General features: G+C 35.8%; 26 protein-coding genes and 1 pseudogene. 8 read left to right on the forward strand and 19 right to left on the reverse strand.

Going from position 1 to position 24778, the window contains the following annotated elements; genetic code table 11:
* Window position 1: 1 nt before the first annotated feature.
* The 6 genes from ACLJX0_RS14835 to ACLJX0_RS14860 are packed head-to-tail and all read right to left on the reverse strand — an operon-like array spanning window position 2 to window position 6304.
* Window positions 2-1321, reverse strand: coding sequence for a DUF58 domain-containing protein (locus ACLJX0_RS14835; RefSeq protein WP_410881547.1), 1320 nt, complete (start codon window positions 1319-1321; stop codon window positions 2-4).
* 12 nt (window positions 1322-1333) lie between these two features.
* On the reverse strand, window positions 1334-2341 hold the full coding sequence (locus ACLJX0_RS14840; protein ID WP_410881549.1) for an AAA family ATPase: 1008 nt from the start codon (window positions 2339-2341) through the stop codon (window positions 1334-1336).
* 6 nt (window positions 2342-2347) lie between these two features.
* The gene (locus ACLJX0_RS14845) at window positions 2348-3559 is read right to left on the reverse strand and encodes a DUF4350 domain-containing protein (RefSeq protein WP_410881552.1); all 1212 of its coding nucleotides are present in this window, start codon (window positions 3557-3559) and stop codon (window positions 2348-2350) included.
* Entirely contained in the window at window positions 3556-4380 is an 825-nt protein-coding gene (locus ACLJX0_RS14850; protein ID WP_410881554.1) for a DUF4129 domain-containing protein, read from the reverse strand. Before ACLJX0_RS14850 ends, ACLJX0_RS14845 begins: the two co-directional genes overlap by 4 nt.
* Before the next feature lies 1 nt (window position 4381).
* Window positions 4382-5329 (reverse strand): hypothetical protein, encoded by a 948-nt coding sequence (locus ACLJX0_RS14855; protein ID WP_410881556.1) that lies wholly within the window; start codon window positions 5327-5329, stop codon window positions 4382-4384.
* Between the two features lie 9 nt (window positions 5330-5338).
* Window positions 5339-6304, reverse strand: a complete 966-nt coding sequence (locus tag ACLJX0_RS14860) for a stage II sporulation protein M (RefSeq protein ID WP_410881558.1) — start codon at window positions 6302-6304, stop codon at window positions 5339-5341.
* Between the two features lie 25 nt (window positions 6305-6329).
* On the opposite strand from ACLJX0_RS14860, the gene ACLJX0_RS14865 reads away from it, so the two are divergent.
* Window positions 6330-7073: an RDD family protein gene (locus ACLJX0_RS14865; RefSeq protein ID WP_410881559.1), complete on the forward strand. Its 744-nt coding sequence runs from the start codon at window positions 6330-6332 to the stop codon at window positions 7071-7073.
* A gap of 11 nt (window positions 7074-7084) precedes the next feature.
* Complete coding sequence (locus tag ACLJX0_RS14870) at window positions 7085-7702, forward strand: trimeric intracellular cation channel family protein (protein ID WP_410881561.1); 618 nt, start codon at window positions 7085-7087, stop codon at window positions 7700-7702.
* Window positions 7703-7890: 188 nt separating this feature from the next.
* Here the strand turns inward: ACLJX0_RS14870 and ACLJX0_RS14875 are convergent, their stop codons facing one another.
* From ACLJX0_RS14875 to ACLJX0_RS14890, 4 genes are read right to left on the reverse strand one after another with little or no spacing between them, the layout of a single operon-like run.
* On the reverse strand, window positions 7891-8427 hold the full coding sequence (locus ACLJX0_RS14875; protein ID WP_410881563.1) for a mechanosensitive ion channel domain-containing protein: 537 nt from the start codon (window positions 8425-8427) through the stop codon (window positions 7891-7893).
* Window positions 8428-8430: 3 nt separating this feature from the next.
* The gene (locus tag ACLJX0_RS14880; RefSeq protein WP_410881565.1) at window positions 8431-9018 is read right to left on the reverse strand and encodes a Maf family nucleotide pyrophosphatase; all 588 of its coding nucleotides are present in this window, start codon (window positions 9016-9018) and stop codon (window positions 8431-8433) included.
* Between the two features lie 10 nt (window positions 9019-9028).
* The gene (locus tag ACLJX0_RS14885; RefSeq protein WP_410881566.1) at window positions 9029-9556 is read right to left on the reverse strand and encodes a KdsC family phosphatase; all 528 of its coding nucleotides are present in this window, start codon (window positions 9554-9556) and stop codon (window positions 9029-9031) included.
* Complete coding sequence (locus ACLJX0_RS14890) at window positions 9556-10302, reverse strand: Rossmann-like and DUF2520 domain-containing protein (RefSeq protein WP_410881568.1); 747 nt, start codon at window positions 10300-10302, stop codon at window positions 9556-9558. Before ACLJX0_RS14890 ends, ACLJX0_RS14885 begins: the two co-directional genes overlap by 1 nt.
* A gap of 57 nt (window positions 10303-10359) precedes the next feature.
* Between ACLJX0_RS14890 and ACLJX0_RS14895 the strand changes: the two genes are divergently transcribed.
* Window positions 10360-10734 (forward strand): group III truncated hemoglobin, encoded by a 375-nt coding sequence (locus tag ACLJX0_RS14895; RefSeq protein ID WP_410881570.1) that lies wholly within the window; start codon window positions 10360-10362, stop codon window positions 10732-10734.
* A 68-nt stretch (window positions 10735-10802) separates the two neighbouring features.
* Here the strand turns inward: ACLJX0_RS14895 and ACLJX0_RS14900 are convergent, their stop codons facing one another.
* The 5 genes from ACLJX0_RS14900 to ACLJX0_RS14920 all read right to left on the reverse strand — a co-directional run bounded on the left by ACLJX0_RS14900 (window position 10803) and on the right by ACLJX0_RS14920 (window position 15519).
* Entirely contained in the window at window positions 10803-11222 is a 420-nt protein-coding gene (locus ACLJX0_RS14900; RefSeq protein ID WP_410881572.1) for a DUF1456 family protein, read from the reverse strand.
* A 9-nt stretch (window positions 11223-11231) separates the two neighbouring features.
* Window positions 11232-13217, reverse strand: a complete 1986-nt coding sequence (gene uvrB / locus ACLJX0_RS14905) for an excinuclease ABC subunit UvrB (RefSeq protein ID WP_410881574.1) — start codon at window positions 13215-13217, stop codon at window positions 11232-11234.
* 88 nt (window positions 13218-13305) lie between these two features.
* Window positions 13306-14523 (reverse strand): OmpA family protein, encoded by a 1218-nt coding sequence (locus tag ACLJX0_RS14910; RefSeq protein WP_410881576.1) that lies wholly within the window; start codon window positions 14521-14523, stop codon window positions 13306-13308.
* A gap of 224 nt (window positions 14524-14747) precedes the next feature.
* Complete coding sequence (locus ACLJX0_RS14915; protein ID WP_410881578.1) at window positions 14748-15029, reverse strand: DUF3817 domain-containing protein; 282 nt, start codon at window positions 15027-15029, stop codon at window positions 14748-14750.
* Between the two features lie 124 nt (window positions 15030-15153).
* Entirely contained in the window at window positions 15154-15519 is a 366-nt protein-coding gene (locus ACLJX0_RS14920; protein WP_410881580.1) for a hypothetical protein, read from the reverse strand.
* A gap of 821 nt (window positions 15520-16340) precedes the next feature.
* Here ACLJX0_RS14920 and ACLJX0_RS14925 point away from each other — a divergent pair.
* Both ACLJX0_RS14925 and ACLJX0_RS14930 read left to right on the forward strand, forming a co-directional pair.
* Entirely contained in the window at window positions 16341-17372 is a 1032-nt protein-coding gene (locus ACLJX0_RS14925; RefSeq protein WP_410881582.1) for a helix-turn-helix domain-containing protein, read from the forward strand.
* Between the two features lie 87 nt (window positions 17373-17459).
* A complete protein-coding gene (locus ACLJX0_RS14930; protein ID WP_410881583.1) occupies window positions 17460-18497 on the forward strand; it encodes a helix-turn-helix transcriptional regulator in 1038 nt (345 codons plus the stop codon).
* Window positions 18498-18697: 200 nt separating this feature from the next.
* Here ACLJX0_RS14930 and ACLJX0_RS14935 read toward each other — a convergent pair whose 3' ends face one another.
* Both ACLJX0_RS14935 and ACLJX0_RS14940 read right to left on the reverse strand, forming a co-directional pair.
* Window positions 18698-19573 (reverse strand): PepSY-like domain-containing protein, encoded by an 876-nt coding sequence (locus ACLJX0_RS14935; RefSeq protein WP_410881585.1) that lies wholly within the window; start codon window positions 19571-19573, stop codon window positions 18698-18700.
* Between the two features lie 11 nt (window positions 19574-19584).
* Entirely contained in the window at window positions 19585-20034 is a 450-nt protein-coding gene (locus ACLJX0_RS14940; protein WP_410881586.1) for a PepSY-like domain-containing protein, read from the reverse strand.
* Window positions 20035-20349: 315 nt separating this feature from the next.
* Between ACLJX0_RS14940 and ACLJX0_RS14945 the strand changes: the two genes are divergently transcribed.
* Window positions 20350-20796, forward strand: a complete 447-nt coding sequence (locus tag ACLJX0_RS14945; RefSeq protein ID WP_410881588.1) for a hypothetical protein — start codon at window positions 20350-20352, stop codon at window positions 20794-20796.
* 91 nt (window positions 20797-20887) lie between these two features.
* On the opposite strand, the gene ACLJX0_RS14950 is transcribed toward ACLJX0_RS14945, so the two are convergent.
* Complete coding sequence (locus tag ACLJX0_RS14950; protein ID WP_410881590.1) at window positions 20888-22168, reverse strand: sensor histidine kinase; 1281 nt, start codon at window positions 22166-22168, stop codon at window positions 20888-20890.
* Window positions 22165-22842, reverse strand: a complete 678-nt coding sequence (locus ACLJX0_RS14955) for a response regulator transcription factor (RefSeq protein ID WP_410881592.1) — start codon at window positions 22840-22842, stop codon at window positions 22165-22167. Before ACLJX0_RS14955 ends, ACLJX0_RS14950 begins: the two co-directional genes overlap by 4 nt.
* 267 nt (window positions 22843-23109) lie before the next feature.
* On the opposite strand from ACLJX0_RS14955, the gene ACLJX0_RS14960 reads away from it, so the two are divergent.
* Together ACLJX0_RS14960 and ACLJX0_RS14965 are read left to right on the forward strand one after the other, a co-directional pair.
* Window positions 23110-23511: a hypothetical protein gene (locus tag ACLJX0_RS14960; RefSeq protein WP_410881593.1), complete on the forward strand. Its 402-nt coding sequence runs from the start codon at window positions 23110-23112 to the stop codon at window positions 23509-23511.
* A 615-nt stretch (window positions 23512-24126) separates the two neighbouring features.
* Window positions 24127-24778 (forward strand): annotated as a pseudogene (locus ACLJX0_RS14965) (hypothetical protein); the annotation flags it as partial.

Consider the following 24778-nt stretch of genomic DNA (forward strand, 5'->3'; position numbering starts at 1 on the left):
TTTAGAAACCTTTTGCTTTGATTTTTAAGTAGGTATTAATGGTGTCAATGGATAGACTTTGTGGTGTTGTTAGGATTGGTTGTATCCCATATTTGGTCAGTTCATTGGCAATTAAACGCTTTTCAAAGTTAAATTTTTCTGCCACAATTTTGTCTATAATTTCGTCTGTATTTTTAACCTCCTTCGTTGTCAAGGCCTTAAGTTCCGTATTTTCGAAAAAGATGACCACTAAGAGGTGATTTTTAGCCAAGGCACGCAAGTAGGGCAATTGACGGTGTAAACTAGAAAGAGATTCAAAATTGGTGTACAACAGCAACAAGCTTCGGTGTGTAATGTTTTGTTTTACTGCACTATAGAGATGTCCAAAATCACTCTCGCTAAAATTTGTTTCTAAGTTGTATAGAGCGGTACTAATCTTTTGTAAATGGGAGCGTTTGTTAGAGGCAGCTACTACGTTTTCTACTTTCTTAGAAAAGGCTAGCATGCCCACCCGATCATTTTTTTTGAGAACCACATTGGAAATCGCTAGGGTAGAGTTAATGGCATAATTGAGTAAAGACATGCCTTCAAACGGCATTTGCATGAGTCTCCCTTTGTCGATAATACTATACACTGTTTCTGTATTCTCGTCGAGAAACTGGTTGACCATGAGCTGATTTTTCTTTGCAGTGGCTTTCCAGTTAATGGTGCGAATATCATCTCCTGAAACATATTCTTTGATTTGTTCAAATTCTGTAGTATGTCCGATTTTACGCAGTTTCTTTAAACCAAAGGCATATTTGTTTTTGGCGAATGCTATCAAATCATATTTCCTCATTTGAATGAAAGACGGATGACATGCTAGCATTTGATTCGCTGAAAAGACATAGCGTTTGGACACCAGTTGGAGGGGCGTTTGCACGTAAATATGAAGGAATCCAAAGTGGTATTCTCCTCTGAATTTTGGAGTTAATTTATAGGTTAAGCGTTTGGTTTGTCTCACTTGAAGTTGCTCTTCCAGTAGAAAATCACGTTGTTGAAATTGGAAAGGAATTTCGTCAATAATAGCGCAGCGAACAGCAAAAGAATAATTATTGGTGAGCTGAATAGCAATGGGATTTTCGTCACCATTGGATAATTTTTCAGGTAAAAATCGCTGTGCTACAATCTTTTCTTTTCCTTTAAAAAGCAGCAGATAATCCGTCAAGAGCACAATCACTCCCACAACGACTAGTCCCCAAGTTAAGCTGTACAAAACAGGGAATAGAAAAGAGAGGATAAACAGTATAATAACTATACCGAATCCGTAATAAACGCGTGGAAGTAAAAAAAGATGTTTCATTATCGCCTTCTTTTATCTTGGAATATCGATGGTTTCTACAATTTGTTGGATGATATCTTTAGCGGTAACACCTTCCATTTCGCGCTCTGGTGATACGATAACGCGGTGCATGAGCACTGGATAAGCAGCTTCTTTGATATCTTCAGGCGTGACAAAATCACGATTGTTTAAGGCAGCATATCCTTTAGCTGCATTGAGAATAGCAATGGAAGCACGCGGAGATGCCCCTAAGTAAAGCATAGGGTTGGTACGGGTTTGGTGCACAATTTTAGCGATATATTCCACCACGTGTTGCTCTACGATAATTTGTTTGACAAGCTTTTGGAAATCCACAATTTCACTTGGTGAAATAACACATTTTATTTGTTCTGTCTTTTTTTGATCTAAAAAGGCATGTTCCTTAACTAGGATATTGATTTCTTCTTCTAAATTGGGGTATTCTACGTCAATTTTGAATAAGAAACGGTCCAATTGTGCTTCTGGTAAACGGTAGGTTCCTTCTTGTTCAATTGGGTTTTGTGTAGCTATGACCAAAAAGGGTTGATCCATTGTGAATTGTAAGTTGTCAATGGTGATTTGTCGCTCTTCCATAACCTCAAACAAAGCAGCTTGGGTTTTGGCTGGCGCACGGTTAATCTCATCGATTAGAACGAGATTAGCGAAAATGGGACCTTTTTTGAAATCGAACGTAGAGGTTTGCATATTGAATACAGATGTCCCCAAAATATCAGAAGGCATTAAATCGGGTGTAAATTGAATGCGACTATACGTTGTGTCAATGGTTTGTGCGAGCACTTTAGCGGTTAATGTTTTGGCGACACCGGGAACTCCTTCTAAGAGGATGTGTCCATTGGCTAATAAAGCAACAAGTAAACGGTCAATTGTTTTGTGTTGGCCCACAATTACTTTGCTCATTTCGCGCTTAATGGCGGTGATTTTTTCTGTTAAAAGGCCTAAATCTAAGCGAGATTCAAAGGCTAAATTATCGGGTTGTGGGGTATGTTCTGTAGTATGTTCCATAATATTTTAGTCTATTATTTTCTTGGTTACTTGATGCAAGCGAACGAGGTCTTCAGCAGTAGCTAGGAAACTCGATGCTCTGTATTGATTTACTAGGTTGACAAAAGCGAGGATATCCGTTTTGTCTTTATTTGTTTTTATTTGAAGGTGTTGAACGAATTTTTCATCCAATTCGCTGGTGTCAATTGCATAAATTCGCCTGATTTTTTCCAAAGTATAAATGATGCTTTTGTCAATCAAATCGTTGTAATCTTTGGATTGAATATACAAATTTGAAACGGTTTTCGTAAAGGCTACCGTTGTATTTTTAACTGTAGGGATAAGGGGAATGATGCGCTGTCTTCGTTTGGCAGTAAATAAGGTAAATACAACTAACGCTAACAAGAGAAAATACCAGGCCCAGGTAAGTGCAGGGTGTTCAAATATAAAACGCAAAAGCGAGGTACTTTCTTCTTTGTCCCCCGCATGTTGTACAAACATATAGGTGATATCCCGAGGCGGTAAATACGAAAGAACCCCTTCGACATACAAGTGATTGTTGCTTTCTAATAAATAATAATTGGTGAATATTAACGGAGAACTTCCTAAAATTAACTGTCCTTCTCCTTCGTTGATGCGTACTACATTGACTTGTTTTATAGTGTCTTTTAATGTGCGATATCCCAAAATATCCATCTTATTTTTTACGCTGTCTAGTATTTCAAAACTCTTGGGATCTCTTGGGTTTTTTATGCGGAATTTTTGGGTGGTTAGCTTGGAATTGGTAAGCGCCAAAACGCCATTACTCTGCGTATCATAGTTTTCAGTATTGGTCTCCTGGTATTGTAAACCAAAAACCTCAAGAAAGGAATTGGAGAGTTTATCAGCAAAAATAAAAGCGGTATTCCCTTTTTCAATATACGTTTTGAGGTGTTTGGCTGTGTATTGATCTAAATCAGCAGATTCCCCCGTTACAACTAGTAGATTGCTAGGAGTCAATGTATCATAGTCAGGTTGGTACAAAAAGGTAAAAAGATCAGTGGAAAAACGGGTGAATGTTTTTCCTTGGATGATATTTTCTACTTCTTGATTGAAAATATATAATCCATAGGGATTTTTATCCTTGTTGTTATAGGTTTCATGCCAGTAGATCGGTTTTGGTTTTCCCTTTTCATAAAGGAAGATACAAGCAACTAAAACCAACAGGGCTAAGCCGAACTTTTTTAAGGAACTGTTCATTGTTTACTTGTTTTTAGTTTTAGATCGAAAGAACTTTTTGCTTTAAAAAAATCTGGTGCTGTTAGTTCATGTTCTCCATACCATATGTTGTTGTAGAGATAGGAGAGATAAGCAAATTCTTCGCGCTCTTTTTCTTCTTTTAGTTCATAGCTGTAATCTGCATTGGTTTTTTCAGGGGCCCATATAATTTTTTGTTGCTCCTGTAAGCGTTGCAACAACAGAAGATAATACAAACGAATGGCTATACGATACGCTTGTTGTTGTATCGCTTCCGCAATGAGTTTTTCAAAATCAGTTGTTTTGAAATCTTCTGTTGTGATATTTTCTAAGGCATTAATTTTCTTGCCTTTCTTTTTGATCATCCAGTATATATCTTTTTGGATAAATGCTTTCACCAGATAGTAGGTGACTAGTCCTAAAAGAAGGAAGCTCAATATGCGCAAAAAGACAATATAGTAAGTGTTGCTGAGTTCATCCTTTATAGGGTATACAAAATTTCGATAGTACCAGCTTCTGATGGCCCTTTTGATTCGATCAAAGAGGCTTTCTTTTTTTTCTACCTTGTTATAGGAGAAGTCTGCTTTTCCCTTGTATTTGCTCTTGTATTTTGAGCTAAATTTCTTACTGTACACCTCGCTGTTTCTATCTTGTAAAAGGTATAAGGAATCCTTTGCCACTACTTTTTTGGGTGTAGTGACGGGCTGGAAAACTTCCACCTCTTCCAGACAGTCTTCACAGTCTTCTTCGGGTTGTGTTTGTGCCTGTAGAGGCACGCAAACAAAGCATAGGAAAAGGCTGATTACAACATATAGGCGTGGCATTTTATTCGTTAGTTGAACCAATACTGTCAATTTTGTTTTTTGTAAAGATGTTTTCTCTTTTTTCTCTTTCACTATAGTAGATAATTCCTTGATTGATAAACATGATGTTCTGGGCTAAGATTCCAAAGAGAATGTACACAAAATAAAGGAGTACTATTCCCAGTTTAACCACATTGGAAAAGAAGGGACTTTCTAGATTTGAATCGTCGAATAGGAGACTTCCCCCTAAAACCATTACCTGAATAGCAATCGAAGGGAGAATGGTAATCATAGAGGTAATGATATAAAAAATAAATGTGTTTCCGATGATAGACCAATAATTATAACGCAAGTATCGAATGGCATTTCCATAGGCCGTAAAGAAACCGACGTTTTTGGTTAAATACTCATAGCAAGCAAGGGTAAGCATGGAGTATACGGTTGGAATCATCAGTAGTAAAATAGGAAGTCCAACGATTATGAAAACAAGTAAAACGGACACATAAAATGTCAGGATAATTATCGGAAAAATTAAGAATGTAGTACCTAGAAAAAACAGAAGGATACGGCCTATCTGTTGCGTAATCTGTTTGCCAATCTTTGATTGATCGCCTATCCCATTATTTGTTGCTAGATTTTTCATGTAGAGCGCAGGGTACGCATAGCAGATAACAGACAAAACTAAACCTACAAGTAGAAGTCCTCCTAAGGCAAGTAAGGCTATACCAAGATGTTCGTCAAAGATATTTTCAAAAATATTGTTTGGATCTAACCCAGCATATGTATTGGTAGATACAGCAGAAGAAACCCCAATATCTGCTAGGAGGTAAATCAGAATTAGAATACTAAATAGGGGAATTCCACACAGTTTTAAAAAGTGTTTAAAATAATTTTTCCCTTCTACTCTCAAGAAGGTGAACGTATCGCTCACAAGCGCACTAAAGTCGCGTTTTTGGAATAATAAAAACATAGCAATTGTTTATCTAAGGTTTAATTTTTTTACTAATTGTTTAGGGTAAATGAAGAAGTAAAACAAGATAAGACTGAAGGTGCTTAGGATGATGGCATAGTTGAGTACATCGGGCATTTCTTTAGCATATCGGGTAATATATCCTTCAATGAATCCTGCTAGAATGGTAAAGGGTATTGTGGCAATAAAAATGGTAAGCGCATCTTTAAATCCCAGTTTTAGAGAATTGACTCGAGATAGGGTTTTAGGGAACAATAGGCTTGCGCCTAAGATAAATCCTGCAAAAGCTTCAATAATCATGGCAGTTATTTCTAATGCACCATGTAGCCATATACCGCGTATACTTTCCATAAAGGCATTTTCGTTTACAAACAGATATTGAAAAGTACCCAGCATAATACCATTGTAAAAAAGAAAAATCAAAGTTCCCAATCCTGCTGTTAAACCAAAAAGGAAAAAGCGTAAACCTACAAAGAGATTATTGGCTGTAATTCCAATAAAACTGCCCCAATTACTTCCAGATTGGTATACCGCCATTGCATCATCACTTTGAATATTGGTGATGGTGGAGTTCACATAGTTATCTCCTAAGACGCTACGCGTAAAATTAGGGTCGTAATGGGTAGAAACAACCCCGATGGCTACAAAGACCACAAAGAGAAGCAAAGTGAAATTTAGCTTGCGTTTATGTTGATATACCGCTAAAGGAACATCATACAAAAAGAAGCGTTTCATTCTATTTTCTTCGATTCGTTTTGTTTTGTATATTTTTTGGTAAGTTTGTATCGCCAAACTGTTCAAATATTGTGTAATTTTACTATTGGGATAAAACGTCTTGGAGTAGGCTAAATCATTCATGATTTGCATATACATGGAGGCAAGATAGTCTGGTTTTTGCGTTTGCGAGGAGTAGAGGGCCTTTTCATAGGCAAGCCAATACTCTTTATTTTTTTTTATAAACGCGACTTCTCTCATACTGTGATTAGTTAAAAGTATATTTATGGCTAAATTAACAATAAATACAACACAAAATATAGAAATTGATTTTAAAGCTGCTTCTGTAGGGGAGCGAATCTTAGCCTTTATGCTGGATATGATTTTTAAAACGCTCTATTTTATTGTAGTGTATTATCTGGATACTCTTTTTCATTTTTCCTCTCTATTTCCCAATGATTTTTGGTCTATCAATGCTTTTTTTATCTTGGTTAGTATTCCCATTATTTTTTATACCGTTTTCTTTGAGATTGTGATGCAAGGAACTACACCGGGAAAGAAAATCCTTGGTATCAAGGTGATTAAGATTGACGGCTATCAGGCAACAGTAGTGGATTATTTTGTGCGTTGGATTTTTAGCGTACTCGATTTTTTTATAGGAAATGGACTTGTAGCAGTCGTGTGTATTCTAACTACCCCAAAAAGCCAGCGATTGGGTGATTTCTTTGCAGGAACTACGGTAATCAGTACAAAAAATAGAGTGAGTTTATCTACCACTATTTTCCAAGAGGTCGAACAGGAGTATCAACCGCTACTTCCACAGGTCATTCGTTTATCCGATGCCGATATTGGGGTGGTTAAAGAAATATATTTGAAATATATCAACAACCAAGATTTTTCTTTAATTAAAGCCTTGGCAACTAAATTAGAATCAGAATTAGGGGTTAATAGAGGACAATTGGCATTAAATAATAAAGAATTTGTAGAAGTCGTCCTGAAGGATTATAGTCATTTTACAGGTAAAGAATAATATTTTTTTTCATGTTTAGTTTTTTTGAAATTTTAGATTTGCTCGGAACATTAGCATTTGCAATTTCTGGAGCATTGGCGGGACGTGAGCGTAAGCTAGATTTATTTGGTATGATTATCTTAGCCTTTGCTACCGCAGTAGGTGGGGGAACCATACGAGATATGATGATCGGAATCACACCAGTCTTCTGGTTAACAGATCTTAGTTATTTTTATGTGACCTTTTTCGGGGTATTTCTGTCTTTGGTGTTTTATAAACGCTTTACAATTTTGCGCTATTCCTTATTCTTATTTGATACCATTGGAATCGCCGTTTTTACCTTAATTGGAATTGCAAAGGGAATGTCTGTGGGATTACATCCCGTGTTTTGTATTGCTTTGGGGACGATTACCGCCTGTTTCGGTGGAGTGATTCGCGATATTTTAGCCAATCAAATTCCGATTATTTTTAAAAAGGAAATTTATGCCACGGCTTGTATTTTCGGAGGTTGTGTATTTTATGTATTAGATCATTATCAGGTGAATCAAGAAGTAATCTATAGTACAACGGCAGGGAGTATCATTACGTTACGCTTGTTGGCTGTTCGCTATAAATGGAGCTTGCCTTTTGCTCATGAACAAAAGGAGTAATTGGTTGACGGTTGAGTTAACGGTTAACGGTTACTGGTTGATAGCAAACAAAAAAAGCTTGAAGTAAAAACTTCAAGCTTTTTTGTCTAGTGTAAGTTTTTTATATTTCACCCATTTATCTCACATAGTTTCTATTTTGTTTTGGTGTTTGGTACACCTATGCAGCGCTTTCTCATCTCCCATTTCCCTTATTCCTGTAACGTATTCTTTGTATGGGTTTCAAAGTGATCCGGACTAAGTATGACAATTCCCTTTTGTAAGAGGAGGTTATTGGGGTAGGAAATTTGCTCCCCATCTTTTGTAAGCAATAAAATATAAAAAGCTTTGATATCCATAATTCTTCCTTCCGTAGGAAAGTCTTTATCCTGAATGCGGATGATATCTCCAATGCGAAAAGGAAAGGAAAAGAAGAGTAAAATACCCGCTGTAATATTGCTTAACAACGACCATTGGGCAAACATGGCAACACCAATTACGGTAAATACAGAAGTTAGCGTCAATAATACATTGTCCTTTTCAACGCCCCAAATAGTAAAAATGATGACGAAAAGCAGCACAAGTAACAGGAGGTTAAACAAGCGAATAACCACTGCTTCTCGGCCTTCTTTCATATCGGATTTCTTGGAAAAAGAGTGAATGATACTCGTTGTGATTTTTCGTGAAATCAAATAAATAAGAATGGCGATAGCTGTAATAATTACTTTTAATAAATATCCTTCAGGCATAGGTTAAGCTTTTATAAACTGTAGTAATTCCTCCATAAGTTCAGTTGTTGGTAAACCAACAATATTGGTATAGGATCCATCGATACGTTCAATTCCCACTAGGCCAATCCATTCCTGAATGCCATAGGCTCCAGCTTTGTCGTAGGGTTGATAGTGATCCACATAGTATTCAATTTGCTCCAAACGAAGTGGTTTAAAATACACCGCGGTTACCACGTGAAAAACGTGTTCTCTTGTTGTTGATTTTAGGCAAATTGAGGTAATCACGTCATGCTTGTTACCTGATAAACGCAGTAGCATTTCAATCGCTTCTTGTCTATCGCCAGGTTTTCCTAGAGATTGTCCTTCACTCCAAACGGTGGTGTCACTAGTGATTAGAATTTCTTTATTGTGGGTTAAGGCAATTGCATCTGCTTTTAGCTTCGCGATATAATCCGTAATCGCAGCGCCTTGGAGTTCTGACGGATAAGTTTCTTCTATGTCAGAGGCACGAACGACAAAAGATAGACCCAAATCTTGTAAAAACTGCTTGCGTCTAGGGGAGTTTGATCCCAATACAAGTGCGTAATCGTTGAGGGCTTGATAGGGCATAGCTTGCAGTTTAATCGTATTTAGCATCAAAGTGTTGAAACCATTTTTGTTGGGTTTTCATCACTTGTTCAATTACTTCGCGTACGGCACCTTCTCCGCCATTTTTATGGGAAATATAGCGAGAGATTTGCTTAATTTCTGGAGAGGCATCCTGTGGAGCTGTTGGTAAAGCTACGCGTTGCATCACGTGATAATCGGGAATATCGTCTCCCATATATAAAATTTCGTCTGCTTGTAGACGGTGATCAGCACAATACTTTTTGAAAATTTCCACTTTATTAGAAACACCCAAAAAGATGTCTTTCACGCCTAAATTGCTCAATCTCGTTTTTACACCTTCGTTACTTCCACCAGAAATGATGCACACGCGATAGCCATTTTCTAATGCTGCTTTGATGGCATAACCATCTTTGATACTCATGATTCTCAATAAATCACCATTGTTGGTCACGTGAACTTTTCCATCGGTTAACACACCATCTACATCAAAGATGAAGGTAGTGATATCGTTCATGATTTCTTTAAAGTGTTTAGACATTATCTATTTTGTATTGATTTTGTAATAAGTTGATAGATTTCTTTTTTTGTAGGATCAGTCAACATCGTTAGATGTTGATTGATAGTGTTTTCATCCCCTCGAGAAGCAGGTCCCGTTTGTGCTTCGAAGGGTGATAAATGCATGATTTTATTAGCTGTTTCTACAATCAAAGGCTTGAGAATCTCAAAAGGGACTTGATATTCTTTGCAAATATCTTCGCCTAAGGTAAACAAGTGATTGGAGAAGTTATTGACAAAAACCGCAGCTAAGTGAATGGCTTTTCGTTGTTCTGATGAGATTTTGTAAACGCGTTCAGAAAAACTTACAGCAATTTGTTCTAATAGTTGAAAATCCTGCACGTGATTCGCTTCAATACAGAAGGGAATCGAGGAGAAGTCCAGCTCTTTGTCTTTAGAAAAGGATTGGAGCATATACATTACCCCTTTGCGTTGCTGTTGTATGGCAGACATCGGGATGGTTCCCGAGGTATGAACGACAAATTGGTTGGGAATTTGAATTTGTTTTGAAACTTCTTCAATGGCACTGTCACTAACGGCAATAATAAAGATATCCGCTGGTTTTAACTGTTGAATATCATTGACAACCCGATCATCAGGTACTAAATCAGTAACTGAATTCACATTTCTTGCGTATATTTGTTGTAGCTCCAACTGATCACTTTCTAGGAGGCTTCCTATGAGGTGGTGCGCAACTTTTCCCGAACCTAAAATTGTTATTGTAACCATAAGGTAAAGATAGAGATTTTAGCGGTACAGCAGGGCGTAATTAATAGAAAATATTGTATGAAGAAAGATATCGAACACCTGGAGGATATTCAATTGTTAGTCAATACATTTTACGGTAGAGTACAACAAGATGATTTAATCGGTCCCATATTTAACGAGCGTTTAGCGGGTAAATGGGACTACCACTTGGAGAAGATGTATGCCTTTTGGCAAACGGTTTTGCTCGAAGAACATACCTATTCTGGTAGGCCTTTTCCACCTCATGCTAAATTGCCTGTGAACCAAGAACATTTTGAGCGCTGGAAGACTATTTTTAATCGCACAGTAGATGAATTGTTTGAAGGTAAAATTACCGAGGAAGCGAAGTGGCGTGCAGAACGCATGGCTGCCATGTTTTTAAGTAAAATTTTGTATTTTAGAAATGGGGTATAATAGTTAACGGTTAACAGTTTAAACAACTGTAAACCGTCAACTGTAAACTAAAATAAACCAGCGATGGTTTATTTTTTCTTTCCATTATTAAATTTTACATTTCCCAGTGGATTTTTTGGTTTATCTGATTTAGCGAAAGATTTTTTTCCACCTGTTGCCGCTTTCGGTTTGTTTGCTGCGAGTTTAGCTGTTACTGAGGAATCGGTTTTTACCTTTTTCGCAATATTTTCCTTGTTTTTAGCTAAGACCTCCATGGGATTCTTAGGGTCTTCTTTCGTTCCTCTCAGGTAAATAACCAAAGCATTGAGGAAATTTCTCAAAATTTGGTCGCCACATTCCATGTATTTTGGATGGTCTGCATTTCTAAAGAAATTACCTAATTCGCCTTTAGAAATTCTAAAATCAACGAGTTCTAGGATTTCTACGATTTGTTCATCTCTTAGTTGCAAAGCAACTCTCAGTTTCTTAAAAATATCGTTATTCGTCATGAGCGATAGTTATAATTTATCTTTTAGTATTTGAATTTCATCTCGTAATTGAGCAGCTAGCATAAAATTGAGGTCCATGGCTGCTTTTTCCATTTCTTTTCGCTTGCTGTTGATTTGTTTTTGCAGCTCATCTTTAGAGTAGTATTTTACTTTTTCTTCTGCTGCTTTTTTGACCTGTTCTGTCATCAACTCATCGTAGGTTGGTTTAATCAAGTCATTACTTATTTTTTTATTTAATCCAGTTGGTGTGATGTTGTGTTGGGTGTTGTACGCTATTTGTTTTTCACGACGATATGTCGTTTCGTCCATGGTTTTTTGCATACTAGCCGTAACTTTATCCGCGTACATAATAGCCTTTCCATTAACGTTTCGAGCCGCTCGACCTACCGTTTGTGTTAGGGAGCGGTGGCTGCGTAAGAAGCCTTCTTTATCCGCGTCTAATATCGCAACAAGAGAAACCTCTGGTAAATCTAATCCTTCTCGAAGTAAATTTACACCAATTAATACATCAAACAGCCCTTTTCTTAAATCTTGCATAATTTCAATGCGTTCAATAGTATCGACATCGGAATGTACATAGCGACAACGAACCCCCATTTTGGTAAAATATTTTGCCAATTCTTCTGCCATGCGTTTAGTCAGTGTTGTGACTAAGGTTCGTTCGTCTTTATCGACGCGTTGTTGAATTTCTTCAATTAAGTCGTCAATTTGGTTTTCTGTAGGGCGAACCTCTATAATAGGATCCAATAAACCCGTAGGGCGAATTAATTGTTCAACAATAACCCCTTCACTTTTTTGAAGCTCATAATCAGCAGGTGTAGCGGAGACATAGATTACCTGATTTTGCATCGCTTCAAATTCCTCAAATTTCAACGGGCGGTTATCCATCGCGGCGGGAAGGCGGAACCCATATTCTACTAGATTTTCCTTTCTTGAGCGATCTCCTCCGTACATGGCGTGTACTTGAGAAATGGTTACGTGACTTTCATCGACAATCATTAAATAATCATCAGGAAAGTAATCCAACAAGCAAAAGGGACGTGTCCCTGGCTCTCGACCATCTAAGTAGCGCGAATAGTTTTCGATACCTGAGCAATACCCCAATTCTTTCATCATTTCGAGATCAAAATTGGTGCGTTCTTCTAGTCTCTTTGCCTCTAGATGTTTGCCAATTTCTTTGAAATAGGTAATCTGTTTTTCTAAATCCTGTTGAATCTGCCAAATAGCATTGTTTAATACATCTGGAGAAGTAACAAACATATTGGCTGGGTAGATATTTAAACGAGTAAACTTTTCAATGACCTGTGCGGTTGTAACATCAAACACTTCAATGGCTTCAATTTCATCTCCAAAGAAGTGGATGCGGTATGGATGATCCGCATAGCTAGGAAACACTTCGATGGTATCTCCTTTAATTCTAAAATAACCAGGCGTGAAATCAGCTTCTGTACGAGCGTATAAACTTTGTACAAGACGGTGTAATAATTGCGTACGGCTAATTTCTTGATCTAATTCAATTGAAATAACATTCTTTTGAAACTCAACAGGATTTCCTATACCATACAAACAAGAGACAGAAGCGACCACTAAAACATCACGACGTCCCGATAGCAGGGTAGAAGTAGTGCTAAGACGTAGTTTCTCTAGTTCATCATTTATGGATAAATCTTTTTCAATATACTGCCCCGTAACTGGAATAAAAGCTTCAGGTTGGTAGTAGTCGTAGTACGAAACGAAATACTCTACGGCATTGTTGGGAAAGAAGCTTTTAAACTCCGAATAGAGCTGTGCTGCCAATGTTTTATTGTGTGCTAAAACTAAGGTTGGTTTTTGAACTTCTTTGATTACGTTGGCAATACTAAATGTTTTTCCTGATCCCGTAACCCCTACAAGTGTTTGATATTTCTGATCCTCCAAAATACTTTGCGTCAATTGGCTAATCGCTTCCGGTTGATCTCCGGTAGGACTATAATCAGATTGTAAATCAAATTTCATAACTACTTATTTAAATGCAAAGGTACGCATTTAAACAAAAAAAGCACAAGCGATTCGCTTGTGCTTTTTAATATAATTAAAGTACTACTTAGTTTACTTTGAAAACTGCTCTTCTAGCTACGTTTTTAGCTTGAGATCCGTCGATACCATTACCTTTCGCAGTAATTTTACCTGCAGGGATACCCGCTTTAACTAAAAGATTTTTCACAGCGTCTGCACGTCTTTGTGATAATTTTTGGTTGTAGTCTTTGTTTCCTGTTGAATCAGCATATCCACCAACTTCTAAAGAAGCAGAAGGATTGTTTTTCATGTAAGAAACGATGAAGTTGATTCCTTCTAATGTTGTAGGCTCAGCTTTATCGAAACCAAAGTTAACAGCTACATATCCTTTGTTGATTAATTCTTTAACCAAAGCAGCGTCATCAGCGTTCATTGTTTCGTTGTTTCCGTATTTCTCTTGGAAATAAGCTTCGATGTTATCAGCAATACCATTGTTGTTTTTATCGATGTTTCTTCCTCTAGAATCAACTAAAGCTCCAGCTGGTGTATTAGGCTCTAAGTCTAAGTAATCTGGCACTCCGTCGTTATCTGAATCAACTAACATAGATTCGATTTGATCCAATCTGTTTGTTAATGAGTTAATCTCGTTTTTAGTTTGAGACTCTTCAGAATACCAATCAGCGTGTTGACCGTGTTTACCTAAATAGATTGAAAGTCCCATGGAAGCATTAAACATTGTTCCTTGGAATACAGAGCGGTCTGTTGCAGAAGCACCATCCCAGTTTCTGTCTTGTTGTGTATTTTGAATTACAGTGAAGTCAGCATTTAAAGCTACTCTTGGGTGTAATTTAACTTGTCCAGTTAATCCAGCCATTAAGTGCCCCATTTTATCAGAGCTAGAGAAGTTATCTCCATTTAACCAAGAATATCCTCCACCTGCGTGAACTTGTAATCCTAGTGTGTTTGTCCAGTTTTCAAAGTTTAAAACTCTACCTAAGTTCACAACTCCTTCTAGACTTGTTCTGTAGTAATCGCTTTGAGCCTTTAAGTTACTGTTTGTCCAGTTGTCGATTTTATCGTAACCAAATGAAGCTTTAACTCCAATTTTGTTGTTGATGCTATATCTAACACCACCATCTAAATGTAAGTTTTTGAAAGTCTCAGCAGCATATCCTGAGCTTAATGTTCTTGCTGGTTTTGCAATACCTGCATTTAAATCAACTGACCACTTATTATAGGGCTTGTCTTGCGCATTAGCACAAATACCTACCGTAAGTGCTAATAAAGATAATGTGATTTTTTTCATAATTTAATTTTTACTTTCACTTGTCTGCTATTGTAATAGCTACTATTGTTTCGTTTACATCGCAAATATACTATAAACTTTTTAAATATGAATTTTTTACAAGAAAAATACAATATTTTAAAGAATAAGTGAATTATATAAAATCAATAAGGCACCTTTTTGTTTTATATAAATAATACTTTTTCAATGATGTATTGAAAAAAATGTAAATTTTCTTTTGATTATTAACTAATTTGGTTTTTTATTTTTTTCTCTACCACAAAGGTACCAAATGGGATTACTGAGGCAATACAAGCTAAAAATAAGGTTTTGGTTGACCATTTTAACTCATTTTTTATCAAAAAGGCGAAAACAATATAAGCAATGAATAAAATACCGTGAGCCATCCCCACTTTTTGTACCATGTAGGGGCTGTCCCATATGTACTTTAAAGGCATAGCAATAAACAATAATACAAGAAGCGATACTCCTTCTAAAAAAGCGGTAATCCGAAATAGATTAATCATAATTATGAGTCTTAAATTTGAAGGAGCTAAAATAGGCGCTAAAGTAGATTAATTCAAATATTTAGGAGGGGATTAATGCTAAATTAATCATAAAAAAAGGCCTAATTAAATTAGACCTTTTTTGTTACGCTAAGAATTTAGCGTTATATTCTTTTAAATCTGCAATGTTGTGTTTATTTGTTGGATCTTTAAACAGAGACAATAAGTATTGCAAGCTTTCAATGTCATTGGTTGTAGGAGTAGGTGCTACTTCTTCTGATTCCCCCTCTTCAATTGGTTCATCGTTTGGAATCGCAATGAAAAAACCATTGTTGTTTTCAATGTGTTCATACGTAAGTCTAATTGCTTTTACTAAAGTAGGAACCTCTTCTAGTAAAGCGTATTCTCTTAATTTCTTAAGGTTTGGAACTATTTGATCCACTACAAGACCGTTAGTAACTAAATCAGATTGGATTAACTTAATTAGTTTAATTGCGTTTGCGTTTTCCACAGTATTAAATTTTGGGTATTATTAATTGTAGGACAAAAATAAGCTTTTTAATAGTTTACCAAATAAAAAAGTAAATTTAATTTTCATTTGACGCTGTTTTCTCAACGATATTTTTCTTTTTCTAAGTCATCCTACTTCTTTGTTCGGGGGGTAAAACATTAAAAAGCAGCTGGTTTGTGTGTGAGGACTGTACTATTATCGAGAGGAAAATTTTATCTACTCTAAACGTATAAATCGAAAGGGAGAAGTGTCTTAGATTTTCTTTTATCCAAAAATGAGTAGTTGTTATTTTATTGCGATTAATTTAAAATGTCCTTTTTCTGTTTTTGAGGGTCGTTAAGAGAGGGTTTTGTGTAATACAGGGGAGGGTTTTCCCTTATGTTGGCGATTAAGGGGTGTTTTTTTAGTATGTCTAGTGTTTTGTTTTGTATTCTAATTGTGTTTTTTTGTGTTGTAATTGTTATTTTATTGCTTAAAATTTTATAATTTTTGATTTGATGTGTTGTTTTGTGTTTTTTGTTAAATGGTGGTTAAAGCATGTTTCACTAAATTATCTTGCATATGTTATCCTTAAAATGATACAGGTGTTAACAAATCAAAAGTTAAATTTGTTTAAATGAATTGTTTGAAAAATGCGTAAAAAATTGATAATTCATTAAATATTAGGAGGAAGGGAAACAGAAGGATTATTTCTCTCATATGTAATCAATTCGATCCTAAAAGAAGCGTTAATCCATAGGGTAAACGTGTCTTTTAACGCTTAAATCTTCACTGCCGTACTGAAAGTATAATAAAGGGTAGTGATTTAAAAAAATAAAATCATGAAGTTGTACGATTGGAATGCAAATGTTCAAATAGAGCGTTTTTTCTTTATATTTTTTATCTGTTTTTCTTTTTTGTTACTAGTGAATTACTACTATGTAATGATTGTGCATAAAACAGCCTACGTTGTAAATTTTTTTGCTATTATTTTTAGTATTAAACTCGTTTGTATCATGGCAGAAGTGGTGGATGAAGTTTTGAAAAGACAATTGCTGCAGTTGATGAGTATTAGTGTTTTTATTTTAATCCTTAGTTTTTTACCTGTTCCATTTTGGATGATTGTTACAGTAAATAATTTATTTGCACTAGGGTATTTTGTTTTTCTACATCTCCATAAGAAAAAAAGTGAACAAAAATACCGATTAATACAATCTTACGTCAGTTTGATTCATTCGCTCTACATTATTTACTTGATTACACTGAATTTACAAGTGTTTTTTTTGAGTCAACAAACGCTTTTTGCTGTTGTTTTGTTAAGCTATCTCCACGTGGGACTTCAAATTGTCTTGTTGACTCTTTCTATGGTTAGTTATTTGTTCTATATGAATCTATTACGGGAACAAAAAAGACCAGTTTTTTTTGGTTTTACTACTCAAAAGACGAAGGTAGAAGAAGAAAAGGACCCAAAACCGCGATGGGTTAGGCAAGAGGATGCAGCAGTTTTGTATCAGTTTAGCTATAAGCACCAGGTTATTGTTGAGCAATTATTGGAATTTTTTGAAACAAGTGAAGCGTATTTACAAAGTGATTTTAGCTTGGAAGTTTTAGGGAAGTGCATTTCAAACCCCAATCTTCATCTTATTAGCTTTGCAATTAACAATCATTTACACACGACGTTTTATAAGTTAGTGGCTTATTATCGCATTCTATATGCCTTGAAATTGTTAGCTCATCGTCAAGATTGGACCCTTATTGCTATTGCTGAAAGTGTTGGTTTTAAGTCTGTTAATACATTTAATAAATACTTTAAAGAGTTGACTGGATTAACTCCAGTGGAATATCGAATTATTTTAGAAAGAAAAAGAGGGTAGTTTTGGATGTGGATTCTTTTTTCGAGCTATTGTTTCTTGTACTTTAATACGAAAGAGAAGAATATCGGACAGCGAAAGCTTTTCTGGATGACTAGTGGTCTCGTACTTTTGAATCATAGTTTGTACTGGTTTGACGTATTTTATGCGCCTAGTTCGTACTTCCATGGTAGTGTTTTGTTGTTCTTTCTCCAGGGGTTTGGTTTGATGCAATTACTACAAATCAGGGCATGGACTCGTTATTTACATCTGCTACCCTTTGTTTTGTTTTTGCTGTACTATGGATGGATTTATTATACCCAGATTCCCGAGATTCCCTTCACAACTACTTTAAATCAAGAAGGGGTTTTGTACGTCGGTTTACTGTCTTTTTTTTACGCAAATTACGGGTACTGGTGCTTGATTCAAGGGAAGTTCTATGTGACTTTGAGACGATTTACTGCTTTTTATATTGTCTTGCTATACTGCACTTCTATTTTGTTCTTACTTGCTTATTTTTACGCATTTTCTCTTTTAGAATATATTCACCTGGCATTTTTACTTCTTAGTGGGGGTCTTCTTATGGGAGCTTTGGTGTATGAAATTAGCCTATTGTTATTCGGAAAAAATAAAAGAACGGCTGTTAGTAAAATAGGGAGACTAGATGTTTTTGATCAGCGTTTATTTGGTAAAATAGCCTTGGGAGTATCAAATGCTACAGCTAAAAAGGCTGATGTAGGAGGGATGACGACCTTTGATCAAATTTCAGTTACACAGTTGCCTGACGTAGAGGTTCGCTTGGTGGAAAACACGGTTCTTCAATTAACCGATATTCGAATCATACTTAGTAAAGAACTGATTGATAGCCGTTTATTTCTCAATCCGACCCTTAACTTAGATCAATTGGCTGAGGTAGTAGAGGTGCCGAAGAGCGATTTAATGCGTTTTTTTAAGGCATCCACTTCGTTCACATTCAAGCAATATATCAATCGATTAAAAGTGGAATATGCCATTCTGCTTATTAGCGAAGGGGAAGAGAGCTATACGGTGGAAGAATTGAGCTTACTCTGTGGGTTTAATACGCGTTTATCTTTTTATCGTGCCTTTGTGAATGTTTATGGTTTTGCTCCTTCAGAAATTCTTTCGTAATGCGTAGTATTTGAAAGGAGGGGACTGTCAGTTTGAGGACTCATACAAGAGCTTCTTTTCTGTATATAAGAGAGGTATTGGAGTACAGAATTACCTTTATACCATCTTGCTGTGGGATGTAAAAAAAACAGCATCTACCTAAAACGAGGGGGCCACCTAAACGAAGGTGGCCCCAAAATTTTGTAAATTAATGCCGTTTATTATGCGTCAATTCGAATAAAATTTCCGTCTAAATCAAAGTGAAGTTCAATTTCTTGATTTCCTTTTTTCACTTCTACTTCATACCCATTTTTGTCTTTTTCAATTCCCGTGTGTTTAAAATCACGGTAATAGGTTTGAATATAGTTCGTGATTAGCTCTGGTATCAATGCAGATGGAATGGCTTGGTCTTGTTTGGTTTCTATCTCCTGCCATACTCCTTTTTGATCCACTTCAATGGTAAATCCATTGTGCGTATATATTTTGTATGTCGTCGTTTTTACTTCGGTTTCTTGTTTAATTAATACGACTTCAGCTGTCGGAAAATTGGTCTTTAAAAAAGATTGAACGGCAACGGGTAATGCTGCATAGGTAATATATTGCTCGTTTTCATCCAAATCCATATCAATTCCCACAAATGCTTGTTCAGCATTGAAAATAAGCGATAATTCCGTGTTTAGGGTTACCTCATAACCGCGACGATCACGATCAATTTCAACGATATAGCTCCCTTTAAAATTTGTTTTAACATAGGTGTGAATCAACGGTACTTCTTGTATAAGAAATGTTTCAGGGAGAGCCGTGTCATCTTCGGTTTCAATTTCTGTCCAATGTCCAGCTTGATCGAAATCAATTTCTATATTGTTGTCTAGCATGAGCGCATAGTAAGACCCATAGTAATTGGGTTTAACTATTTTACTTGTACGCAATACATTCGCATCAGGAAAGGTAGTAGCTATAAATTCTTTTGTCGTTGTTGGCAGTTGTTCGAAGGTTACTTGCTCCAAGGCAGTTGCTTGGGAATCATCACTACTACAAGCAGTAAAACTCAAACTCAATGTAGTACATAAAACAACGGCTATTAGATTCTTTTTCATTTTTTTACTTATTAGTTGTCAATTCTTTTAAACTCACCTGACATGGAGAACTCTAGTTCAAGTCCATTGTCTAATTTTACTTCATATTTTCTACTTTCTTTTTCTATCTTGACAATTTGCGCAATAGGGTAATTTGTCTTTACATATGTAGTAATAGGAGCTAAAATAAAGGTAGTAGGAAGTGGATTTTTATTTCCATCTACTTCATCCCATTCGCCATCTTTATCAAATTCGATTTCGATGCGATCGGTAAATGTTACTTTATACGACACGGATAAAAGATCTATATCTTTTTCTACTATTTGTATGGTCTTGCCATTGAAATGGGTATCCATAAATGCAAGTGCTTTTTTAGGCAATTCACTTTTAGTAATGATAATGTCTTTGGCCTGTGCTGATTCACTTAAGGTTAAAGCGAAGAGCGTAAAGATTCCTAAAAATAAAGTTTTTAATTTTCTCATAGCGGTTCTTATTTTTAATTTATAGTACAAACGTAAAGAAAGAATCTGGAATGAATTGGGAATGAATGGAACATGTGAAAAAAGAGAACGTTTTTCGTGTTGCTTGCTTGTTGGTGCTTAAAACTTTTTTTTATTGTATTGGAAAACAGCTTATTGTGTTATATTTTCAAAAGAGTTGGGACAGACCTAATAATTTGTTGTATCTTGTAAACTACTGAAAAAACTACGTTTGCTTGGTAAAAGGGAAATGTATTTGGATTTGTTTTTATACCTGATTGAAAGGAAAAAGAATAAAAATTGTAAAAAAAGAAAGAGATGAAAAAAGGAATTGTATTAATTTTAGGATTATTTGCAATGGTTGCTTGTAACAATACAACAAAAAAGTCAACCAATAGACCAGAATCTGACACAACCCCAGAAATGATGGGGGGAGATAAAGACGATCACGGTTGTCTTGGTAGTGCAGGGCAGACCTGGAGTGAGTTAAAGCAAAAGTGTTTGCAGCTGTTTGAAGAAGGCTTGCGTTTAGATCCAGTGTCAACGGAGGGTAGTGCCGTGATTAGCGCCTTTGTTGTAGAAAATGAAGACCAATCAAAGCTTGAATTATTCTTACCTGAAGAAGATGGGAGTATTATCTTGGATAAGAAAGCACCTAATCAGTATGAAAATGGTTCATATACCTTTGATGTAAAAGAAGGAGCCCTTTATAGGGATAAGCAAAAGCAATATGTCAAAAGTTTTGATAATCATAACCAACAGTAACCTATTTTATGTAATGTTCAATCAAAGACACCTCAAGTAATACTTGGGGTGTTTTTTGTTTGTGCAAACCTTCTAACTAAGCAAACCACTCTCACCATTCTACTGTAAAACAATGTAAGTCGTTGTAGGTATAGTGGAGGGATAAAGAATCTGTTACTTTAATGATGGTTTGGACAAGGGATAAGCCCAATCCAGTTGATTCATCATTTGTTGTACTACGGTAAAAACGATTGTAAATTACCCTTTCATCTAAAGGAGCTTTTAATGCACTGGTATTACTGATGGAGAAGGAACGAGGCTGTAAATTGATTATGATTTTCCCTTGTGGAATGTTGTGAGCAATTGCATTTTTCAGTAGGTTTTGTATCAAGGTAATAGCTAATCCTTTATCTAAGGACACAGGAATGGACGAAGATGATTCTAGTAGGCTCACTTCAATATTTTTATAGGCGAATATATCTTCCCAATCCGCCAGCAAGGCTTTTATTATCTGATGGAGGTCAACCTCTTGGTATTGAGTAAATTGATTGTTTTCGATTTTTGTGAGCATCAAAAGTGATTTATTCAATTTAATTAATCGCGTTAAGCTTTGGTGAATGGAGTGTATTTGGTTGATTTGATTTTCGTTTAGCTCTTCACCCTCTACAAGCAGTTCGAGCTTGTTGTTGATGATTGCAAGCGGGGTTTGAGATTCGTGAGCTGCATTGGAAACAAAGGTTTTTTGCTGTTCCACCATTTCTTCAATACGCAAAATCATTTTATTGATTTCGCGTTGTAAATCAGTGAGTTCTTTGATGGGAGTTTGGGTTTCTGGTGTGATGATGCGTTGACCTAAGGTATAGGTCTTTAGATTGTTGAGTAAGCGGTAGAACGGATTCCAAACGGCACGTCGTAAGATGACATGATTAATGAGATAGATGCTGGTAAGTAAGGCGAAATATAGAATAAAAACAGCAACGCCAAAGTCGCGTAGTAAATCATCCGCTTCAATGGTCGAGGTGCGAATCTCAAGTAGATAAGGATCACCTTGTTGATCGATAAAAGTCGTAGTCAACATGCGAACAGGTTCGTCATTATCATCCGAATCCATGTAAATCATCGCCGTAGTAAATACATTTTTTTTAGAGTATTCTCCTGGAGCTAAAGGGGTAATGCGAAAACCACTGGTTCCAAAGGGAAGGAAGCTTTCTACATTTGGGTTTGTATAGGCTTTTTTAATAATTTCTGTTTTGCTGTTTTTTAGACCATCGTCAATATTGTCGTACACTTCATCAGTCATGAACGAGTAAAAAATAACCACCCAAGCCGTCAAAACCACAATGATTCCCACGGACCAATACCCCAGCATATAATGGTGTAGTTTCATCTTCATTCTTGTACAAGTTTATATCCCATGCCATACACGGATTGTATTGCCACTTCTGCCTGATGTGTTTTTAATTTTTTACGCAGATTCTTAACCTGTGAATATACAAAATCATAACTATCGGCTTCATCCATAGTATCGCCCCAAATTTGTTCTACTAGGGAGGATTTTGTTACTAATCGGTTGGCATTTACTACAAAATAGTATAAGAGCTCAAATTCTTTATGATTCAATGTCACAGGAGAGCCATTAACCAATACGCTGCGTTCATCTACAAATATCTCTACATTGTTCCATTTCAGGCTTTGAAATCCTTGCTGGTTTTTTCTTCGTAGAACGGATTTAATACGGGCCAGTAATTCAGATAAGTGAAAGGGTTTAGTCAAATAATCATCTGCCCCAAGCTCTAAGCCCATTACTTTGTCATCAATGGAATCTTTCGCAGAAATAATAATAACAGAATCTTCCTTCTTCATGCACTTAATCTCTCGAAGTAAATCAATGCCATTACCATCAGGAAGCATGATATCCAAAAGAATACAGTCATAGTCGTATCCAATTAATTTATCAATTCCCTCTGTATAGTTTGCGGCTATTTCAACTACATAAAGTTCTTTGGCTAAAGACTCTTGTATAATAGCGCGTAGCTCTTTTTCATCTTCAATCACTAAAATCTTCATCTTGTTTTTTGTTTGTACATAAAGATAAGGGTTTTTGGTTAACGATTAATAGTAAACCTTCTACTTGGGAACTCGTAGATCAGCAAACATTTAAAACAGGGATGGGCTGAAGGCTGTATGGATTGTTGCAGATATTGGCAGCGGATTAGGACTTTCTTCTGTTTGGCTTCCTTGCGTTTAAATTCTTTGAAATGTCCATTCCTATCTAAATTCTATCCCTTGTTTGAAGCTCTTTAAAACAAGTTCTTTGTAAAAAAAGTAAATAGAATGAGTACAATTAATGCTATCGATTTTCCAATTGTTCATGTATCTATTGCATCTACACAAAAGGAAAAAAACCAGGATCAATATTTTATCGATTATGAAAACTTACTTGAACGAGGAGAAAAGTTCGTGATGATCAACGAGATTAGTGCTCCCGATGTTGAGGAGACAAAGCGTGACAAAGTACATATGAAAAAAATGAACCTTTGGATGAAGAAGAACAGAACAGCTTTAACAACGCAAGTTTTAGCCATGATTCAGGTAGAACCAGATCCAATTAAACGCCAACAAGCAATTGACTTTCAACCGATTTTTCAAAAATATTGGGGACATAAGCTCGTTGTTGTTGAAACTTATACAGAAGCCTTAGTATTAGCCCAAAAAGAAGTAGAACAAATAAACTAACAAGTAGATAAAGAGCGTCTAAAACAAACAAAAACCGTTATTTTCATTTTTTTATGTAGAGAAAGAGCGAACCATGATTCGCTCTTTTTTTTGCATTTACTTTTTCTGTTTTTTTGGATAAAATTTACTGTATATCGTATACTTTTTTACGCATAATAAGTTGTGTTAACAAAAAATGTAAAATAAAATACAAGTTTAAACTGAAACGCTCTGTCTGAAATTAACAGTTTTTCGTTTTATAGGTGTGGAGCTTCAAAGTAAGAATATCAATTTCTCAATAAAGTCGCTATCAGCGAATAAAAATTTCTTTTTTGATAGTGGAGGGAACTACCCAGATTGAGATTCTTATACCTTCGATAAAACAAAAGGTGTCAAACTGTCTTCGTATATCTTTCTTTTCTTCGGTTGATGAGCTACAATATCACGTGACTTGTGATTATGCTTCTAATTCTTTTGTTTTTGTATTTTTGTTTATTCTTATCTTTAAAATAGTTAAAATTGATTAATTACTATAATAATTTGTGAAAAATAATGAGATTTGTTTAATATGTTTTTGCTGGTAGTATAAAAGAGTACAAAATAATATGGATTGTTTCACAAAAAAAGAAAAAGAATATGATAAGAAGATTAATTCCACTTGTTGCACTTATGTTAAGTGGTTCTGCAATGGCTCAAATGGGAATAGGAACAAAAAAGGCTGCCACTGCTGCTCAACTGGATGTGGTTTCCTCTAATAAAGGGGTACTCCTGCCTAGAGTAGAGTTACGGACGCTTCAAGATCGCTCTCCAATAGTTGGAGAAATGGTTGAGAGCTTATTAGTTTACCATATCGGAAATGTTACGCTAGAATCAGGGTTTTATTATTGGAAAACAGATTCTTGGGTGCGTTTAGCGACAGGGAATGTTTTGAATGATCGAAAGAATAATACTTTCACAATTGGGGCTAATCCAATGAAAGAAGGAGAGGAATCGTTAATCATCACGGATACGAATCAACATAGTGTGTATCTAGCTGTTAAAGATATCGCCAAGAACGATGTCTTTGTTACGCAATTGGTAGAAAACCAGGAGTTCATTACCCAGTTGGGGGATAATATAGATTTTATCAATCAAATCACGACCAATGAAGAGTTTATTACGAACATCATCAATGAGTTAAACGATACGTATGGAAACGTTGGTTTTGATACCACGACTAATCAATTCTTCTACTATGATGCCGATGGAAATCCAGTAATACTCGATGGTATGGGATTTGCAGATACGA

Source organism: Myroides sp. DW712 (assembly GCF_046557355.1).
GTDB lineage: Bacteria > Bacteroidota > Bacteroidia > Flavobacteriales > Flavobacteriaceae > Flavobacterium.